10 protein-coding genes are annotated in these 6,545 nt (G+C 61.5%); 6 read left to right on the top strand and 4 right to left on the bottom strand.

Features of this window, described 5'->3' with window-relative positions:
* Positions 1–308: 308 nt before the first annotated feature.
* From lepA to KBZ15_RS15775, 6 genes are all read left to right on the top strand, one after another.
* Entirely contained in the window at positions 309–2,117 is a 1,809-nt protein-coding gene (gene lepA, locus KBZ15_RS15800; protein WP_255016155.1) for a translation elongation factor 4, read from the top strand.
* Positions 2,118–2,191: 74 nt separating this feature from the next.
* The gene (locus tag KBZ15_RS15795) at positions 2,192–2,362 is read left to right on the top strand and encodes a hypothetical protein (protein ID WP_197148228.1); all 171 of its coding nucleotides are present in this window, start codon (positions 2,192–2,194) and stop codon (positions 2,360–2,362) included.
* A 121-nt stretch (positions 2,363–2,483) separates the two neighbouring features.
* Positions 2,484–2,903 carry a hypothetical protein gene (locus KBZ15_RS15790; protein WP_255016154.1) on the top strand — a complete coding sequence of 140 codons (420 nt, stop codon included), beginning with the start codon at positions 2,484–2,486 and terminating at the stop codon, positions 2,901–2,903.
* Positions 2,900–3,313, top strand: a complete 414-nt coding sequence (locus KBZ15_RS15785; RefSeq protein ID WP_255016153.1) for a hypothetical protein — start codon at positions 2,900–2,902, stop codon at positions 3,311–3,313. Before KBZ15_RS15790 ends, KBZ15_RS15785 begins: the two co-directional genes overlap by 4 nt.
* Positions 3,297–3,791, top strand: a complete 495-nt coding sequence (locus KBZ15_RS15780; RefSeq protein WP_255016152.1) for a GspH/FimT family protein — start codon at positions 3,297–3,299, stop codon at positions 3,789–3,791. The genes KBZ15_RS15785 and KBZ15_RS15780 overlap by 17 nt, the downstream gene beginning before the upstream one ends.
* On the top strand, positions 3,778–4,341 hold the full coding sequence (locus KBZ15_RS15775) for a prepilin-type cleavage/methylation domain-containing protein (RefSeq protein WP_255016151.1): 564 nt from the start codon (positions 3,778–3,780) through the stop codon (positions 4,339–4,341). Before KBZ15_RS15780 ends, KBZ15_RS15775 begins: the two co-directional genes overlap by 14 nt.
* A 4-nt stretch (positions 4,342–4,345) precedes the next feature.
* Here KBZ15_RS15775 and KBZ15_RS15770 read toward each other — a convergent pair whose 3' ends face one another.
* The 4 genes from KBZ15_RS15770 to KBZ15_RS15755 form a co-directional block, all read right to left on the bottom strand.
* On the bottom strand, positions 4,346–4,885 hold the full coding sequence (locus KBZ15_RS15770) for a hypothetical protein (RefSeq protein ID WP_255016150.1): 540 nt from the start codon (positions 4,883–4,885) through the stop codon (positions 4,346–4,348).
* 99 nt (positions 4,886–4,984) lie between these two features.
* The gene (locus tag KBZ15_RS15765; RefSeq protein ID WP_255016149.1) at positions 4,985–5,512 is read right to left on the bottom strand and encodes a prepilin-type N-terminal cleavage/methylation domain-containing protein; all 528 of its coding nucleotides are present in this window, start codon (positions 5,510–5,512) and stop codon (positions 4,985–4,987) included.
* Positions 5,503–6,054: a hypothetical protein gene (locus tag KBZ15_RS15760; RefSeq protein WP_255016148.1), complete on the bottom strand. Its 552-nt coding sequence runs from the start codon at positions 6,052–6,054 to the stop codon at positions 5,503–5,505. Before KBZ15_RS15760 ends, KBZ15_RS15765 begins: the two co-directional genes overlap by 10 nt.
* A gap of 3 nt (positions 6,055–6,057) precedes the next feature.
* Positions 6,058–6,545 (bottom strand): hypothetical protein (locus KBZ15_RS15755; protein ID WP_255016147.1); only part of this gene is annotated, 488 nt, incomplete at its 5' end.

Genomic DNA, 6,545 nt, shown 5'->3' with positions numbered 1-6,545 from the left:
ACTGGATTTGCCATGGCTCAATTTCGATATGCTGCTCAACAAACTCAGCAACAAGTGCCGGGGCCCCTGCCCATCTTGGGTGTTGCCGCTGCTTTCATCTACAGCCGCAAGCTAAGAAAGCGCATTAAGGAGAGCAAGGCACTGCCTGTAGCCAGCGCCATCGGCTGAGTCTGGTCATCATTGAGCATGAGCCCTGCCGCAAGGTGGGGCCTTGTCATGACCGCAGGTAGGTGCAAATTCTCGCGACCGGCTCCTAGGATCCAACGAACTCGCGGTGGTCCCTGTTGGCCGCCGGTTGCTGGCCACTGATGACCGACGTTCCAGTTCAGCGGATCCGCAATTTCTGCATCATTGCCCACATCGACCACGGGAAATCGACCCTGGCCGACCGGCTGCTGCAGGACACGGGAACGGTCGCGGCGCGCGACATGCAGGCCCAGTTCCTCGACAACATGGAACTGGAGCGGGAGCGGGGCATCACGATCAAGCTCCAGGCGGCCCGGATGGAATACACGGCCCCCGACGGTGAGCAATACATCCTCAACCTGATCGACACCCCAGGCCATGTGGACTTTTCCTATGAGGTGAGCCGCAGCCTCCAGGCCTGCGAAGGCGCCCTGCTGGTTGTCGATGCCAGCCAGGGGGTGGAGGCCCAGACCCTGGCCAATGTCTATCTGGCCCTGGGGAATGATCTGGAGATCATCCCTGTGCTCAACAAGATCGACCTGCCCGGCGCCGATCCTGAGCGGATCAAGGAGGAAATCGAGGCGATCATCGGCCTCGATACCTCCAAGGCGATTGCCTGCTCCGCCAAAACGGGTCTGGGAATCCCCGAGATCCTCGAAGCGGTGGTGGAGCGGGTGCCGCCGCCGCCAAACCTGGTGGACGAACCGCTTCGGGCCTTGATCTTTGACTCCTACTACGACCCCTACCGGGGAGTGATCGTCTATTTCCGGGTGATCAGTGGGGTGATTGCCCGCAAAGACAAGGTGCTGCTGATGGCCAGCGGCAAAACCGTGGAGCTCGATGAAGTGGGGGTGATGGCGCCAGACCAGCGGCAGGTGGAGAGCCTCCATGCCGGCGAGGTGGGCTACATGGCGGCCTCGATTAAGGCAGTTGCCGATGCCCGGGTGGGAGACACGATCACCCTGGCGGCCAATCCGGCGGCGGAGCCGCTGCCGGGCTACGCAGAGGCCAAGCCGATGGTGTTCTGTGGGCTGTTCCCCACCGACGCCGACCAATACCCCGACCTGCGTGACGCCCTCTGCAAGCTGCAGCTCTCCGATGCGGCGCTCAAATTTGAGCCGGAAACCAGCAGCGCCATGGGGTTTGGCTTCCGCTGCGGCTTCCTGGGGCTGCTGCACATGGAGATCGTGCAGGAGCGGCTCGAGCGTGAATACGACCTCGACCTGATCGTCACGGCCCCATCGGTGATCTACCAGGTGAACATGGTCGACGGCAGCACTTCGATGGTCGACAACCCGGCCACCCTGCCGGATCCCCAGAAGCGCGAATCGATCGAAGAGCCCTATGTGAAGCTCGAGATCTACACCCCCAATAGCTACAACGGCGCCCTGATGGAGCTCTGCCAGGAGCGCCGCGGCGAGTTTATCGACATGAAATACATCACCCAAGACCGGGTGACCCTCCACTACGAGATGCCCCTGGCTGAGGTGGTGACTGACTTCTTTGACCAGATGAAGAGCCGCACCAAGGGCTATGCCTCGATGGAATACAGCCTGATCGGCTATCGCAAAAATGAGCTGGTGCGCCTCGATGTGCTGATCAACAGCGAAAAAGCCGATCCGCTCACCACGATCGTGCACCGTGATAAGGCCTACAACGTGGGCAAGGGTCTGGTGGAGAAGCTCAAGGAGCTGATCCCCAGGCAGCAATTCAAGATTCCGATCCAGGCCTCGATCGGTAGCCGCATCATCGCCAGCGAGAGCATCAGCGCCATCCGTAAGGATGTGCTGGCCAAGTGCTATGGCGGCGACATCTCCCGCAAGAAGAAGCTGCTCAAAAAGCAAGCCAAGGGCAAAAAGCGCATGAAGGCGATGGGCAAGGTGGACGTGCCCCAGGAGGCCTTCATGGCTGTCTTGAAGCTCAACCAGTAGGTGGGCCCCACCCAAACCAGTTGACAGGGTGTAGGATTTGGATTCCTACATAAGTGGCGAGGGTAGTTAAAACCATGCCGCAAGCCAATCCCCAGCTCCCCCAATTCGTTTCGGCCCACCAGGCTGCCCAGCAGGCCCTCAAGCAGCAGCTGAGGCGCCAAGCCCTCCAGCGGGTGCGCCAACTCACCAACGAAGGCCGCCACATCGAAGCCAACGCCCTCTGGCAGGAAGAGATCAGCGCCTAGCCGGCTGACCCTGTGGGAATGCTGAAGGGGTTGGTAAGCCCCTTCGGCCATGGCTTCCTGGTATGTCCGGAAAAGTTCAAGCTTCAAGTGCCGCCATCCGGTAGCAGAGCAGGGTTTTTTGTTGCCGCTCTCATCGGCGGCAGCCCTGCTTCTTTTGGTTGGCAGCCTCTCGTTGCAAACGGTCTCCCTGGAGGCCAGGCGCCATTTGCAGTTGCAGCTGCAGTTGCGTCAGCAGCAGGATCTGCTCAGCTCAGCAGCCCAGCAGTTGGTGGGCCGGCTCAAGCTGCACCACTCCTGTTTGCTGGAGCTGCCCAGCTCCCGGTGGGCCGGGGCTCCCTGCCTGGCGGCTGAGGCGCCCGAGGCTCTGCAGCAGGGCCAGATCGGCAGCCATTCCTACCGGCTGCTGAGTCTGGCGCCCACGCCCGCAGGTGCTGAGCTGCGGCTGGCACTCAGCAGCGGCGGCCCCACGGCCGCGTTTGCCTTGGTGAATGGCGCCCTGCGGGAGCTGGGGCTGCGTTCGGCCCAGCCGGGGGCAGCATGAACTTCGCCGAAGTGTTGGTGGCGGCGCTGCTGCTCGCGGGCGCCAGCAGTGGTTCCCTGCAGATCTGGGCCGCGGCGGTGGCGGCCAGCCGCGGGGCGGAGCTGGGCCTCGAGCAGCTGGTGGAGCTCGATGGGGCCCTGCTGGCCGCTGAACAGCACCTGCAGCAGGCGCTGGCCGCTCCCTTGGCCGGCGATTGCAGCCTGGCGGTGGCAGCGATGGCGGCCGAATTGGCCCAGGCGCCCCTGGCAGCTGGCCTCGAGCGCCAGCTGGAACCCCAGGGCGGTGGCCTCTGGCTGCGCTTGCAGGCGCCGGGGCTGCCCCAGCGGCAGCGTTGGCTCGATGCGGCGGCGATGGGCTTTTGCAGCAGTTCCTCAACCCCGGAGGCAGGTGGTGATGGCACGCCGGGATGAGCGGGCGACGGCGGGATTGAGCCTGGCGGAGCTGCTGGTGGCGGTGGCGGTGCTGGCCCTGCTGGCTGGGCTGGCCTTTGGCAGTGGCAGGCGCTGGCTGGCCCAGCAGCAGCTGGAAACGGCAACGCGCCTGGTGTTGGCTGGGCTCGACCAGGGCCGGGCGCAGGCTGGGCGGCTGGGCCGTCCCTGCGCCATCGCCCTTAGCCAGCAGGGGTGGCAGGCCCCCAATGGGGGCGGACTGCCCAGTTGCCTGGCCCAGCCCCTGTCCTTGCAGGAAGGGGTGGGAGCAGGCGCGCTGGAGTTGAGCCACAACCTGCCGGCGGCCCTGCGATTCAGTAGTAATGGCTTGCTCCTCGATGGCGGCACGGTCGTGCTGGCTGTGGCGGGCACACCGCTGCAGCGCTGCGTGGTGATGGCGTTGCCGCTGGGGGTTACCCGGGTGGGCCACTGGCGGGAGGGCAGCTGTGCACCCGCCTGAAGCCACCAAGCGCCGCAGTGGTGATGCGGGGATGTCGCTGCTGGAGCTGCTGCTGGCCCTGAGCGGCGGGCTGCTGCTGGTGGGGGTGATGCTGCAGGCCGTGCTGGCGGAGACCCGCGGCAACCGGCAGCTGGGGGAGCGCCTGCGGCAGCGAGCCATGGCCGGCCGGGCACTGGCCCTGATCAGTGCCGATGGGGCGCGGGCAAGCCGGCTGACAATCGGTGGCACCGGTGGCAGCAGCCCAGCCTGCGGGTTGGCTGGCCGCCAAGTGCTGCTCCATCTCGAGCCGGGGCTGGGAACGGGTACTGGGCCGATCACTTACACCCTGGGCCAGCCGCCCAGTGCCATCTGGCGGGGTGCGGTGCTGATGCGCTGCGGGCCGGCCTTCGGGCTCGATGGTGAACCAAGTGCTGGGGCCAGCTTGAACCGGGTGGTGCTCGATGGGCTGCAGGTGGCTGGCACCCGGGCCGAACGAATCAGTGGCGCTGTGGTGCGCGTAACCCTGCAGGGTCAGAGCCGGGTGCAGGGGGTGCTGGCCGACCGTGGCTGAAGGATCAGTATTTGCTTGGTCGGGGCACAACGGTGGATTCCTTATTGATTGTGGCGCCGTTGGGGTTGAGGGGATCGCGAAAAGAAATGGTGTACCTGACTTCATCAGCAGTGATTGTCGGCGTCGAGAAGGCGGTTACCCCAGTGGTTACCACTTCGGCGTGGTCAAAGTTGGCGCATTGTTTTGTTGCCCCCTGGGTGAGCAGGGCTCCGGCTTGATCGATGCTTGGTCCGCGTCTCTGGAGGCGGGACGTGCCAGTTGCCGGATCTGGAATCAGTTCGTAGCAGATGGCCACATCGTATCCAAATGACCCTGTAGTTGGATAACCTCCGTCACTACAGCGATTGCTGCTGGCGTCGTTAGCTTCGCAGGTTATCAACTCGAGGCCACTGCCAAGGCTCTGCACTCGGTGCGCTTCCTGGATTTCGGTGTTGAGGAGCGCATTCACTCTGGACCATCGCTCCTGCAGTCTGATCTGTCCCCCTAGCCGCTGATTGATGCGCAGCTGGGGCGCGAACACCGCTGTGGTGATGATGATCACCAAGGCACCGATTGCCGTGCCCACGGCCAGTTCAACAAGGGTGAATCCGTTCCCCAATCCCAGCAAGGGAGAGGGCCAGCGGGGTAGCGGAGTTTTCATTGTTCAGAACCTTGTGAGCACGCAGCTGCCACTGCTGGCATCACCCAGCTCAAGATTGCCGAACAAGCCGTTGAGTTGGATGCAACGGCTGGGTCCGCCGTTGGCCATGGCAATGGTGATCAGCACGTCCGTGCTGGGATATTTGCTGGCCCGTGGAGTGAAGCTGAAGCTGGTAGGAATCGCGGTTATGAAGTAGCTTGCCCCTTGGGCAGATTCGGGCAGCAGATAGGGATTGTTGGGCGTGGCACAGGTTTCTGGGATGGGCGCACCAAGGCTGGCCACGGTTTGAGCGGCCGTGATTGTGCCGCCGCTGATCACCACCGTGCAGGCACTGCCTTTTAGTGCTGAGCTCCGCACCTCTTGAAGCCAGCCGGCTAGTCCGGTGGTGAGCCCATTCACCTGGGCCTTCTTGTAGTCCTGAATCGCAGCTGGCAGGCCCAGCCACCCAATCATTCCCAGGATTGCCACCACGACGAGCAGCTCCAGCAAGGTGAAGCCAGTGCGCTTTGACTGGCTGTATTTCAAGGACACCACTGGCTTACTGTTGGCGAGAGAATGATCTGGGTTTTGGCCCCCTCGGTTGGGCTCCATTCCACGATGTAGAGGTGGCTGCTGGAATCGTTGTTCGGATGGAGTTTTGCCGTTCGAGTTATGTTAGGGGTGATTGCTATGCTGGCTCCAAGTTCATCCACAAGGCCCTGCGAAAGGTTCGTTGATGTGTTTTTGCAGAGCAACTTGAACTTTTCAAAGGCTTGATCAGGATCATCGGGTCTGGGGGCATACTCGTATTTATCAGGAGGCGATTGGTTGAGACTTGTAATGCTGCAGCTTCCCGGCAGGCAGGTATAATAATCGTTGAGCCGTTGTATTTTTGCCAGATCAGCATTTATGGCAGCGGAGACCTCGTCACGGCTACTTATGCTTTTTACAGATTCGACCGACGAAGTAAAGACGCTTATCAGCGCAACGCCTGACATTGTCAGCAAGCCAGCGGAAACGATTGCTTCCGCCAAACTAAATCCCGCCTCGCTGGCTTGATGCTTTTTAGCTTTCAGCTGGCGAATCGAGGGCATGTCTCAATTCCCGAAGAAGCGGAAGCGGCTGGTGCTGCGAGCCACCATGTCCCAAGGGAATAGGTCGGTGAAGCTATGCCCAGTTAGGCTATTATTGAAGGTATTGTATTCATCAGGGAGTATTCCCATAAGAATGAAGACATCAGCCACACCGTTCCTTGGCATGTTGAATTTGGCATTGGTGCCCGTGATGTCCAGCCGGTTAGCCCAGACAACAGACTGGAAGGTGGCTGATTCTCCTATGAGCCTGACTGTCGATTTGGGTGCATAAATAAAAAAACCTGCGTCACTGGGGGGCAAAAAACTTGCCCCACTGCGGGGGGCCTTAATTATGAGATCTTGAACGCCTGCTCCAAATAAAGAAAGATCGGTGATGTTACCTACAAATTGGGTGCACAACTTGTCCTTGCAGTGCCTGATGGTTCCACCTCCAAGAGTGCTTTTAATTCCGGTGCTCTCGGGAGAAAAATAAAGCCTGATCCTTCCAGGGC

Source organism: Cyanobium sp. BA20m-p-22, from assembly GCF_024346275.1.
In the GTDB taxonomy this organism is placed as follows: Bacteria; Cyanobacteriota; Cyanobacteriia; order PCC-6307; family Cyanobiaceae; genus Cyanobium_A.
The sequence above is the reverse complement of the archived record's forward strand: the minus strand, read 5'-3'. Positions and strand labels throughout refer to the sequence as shown.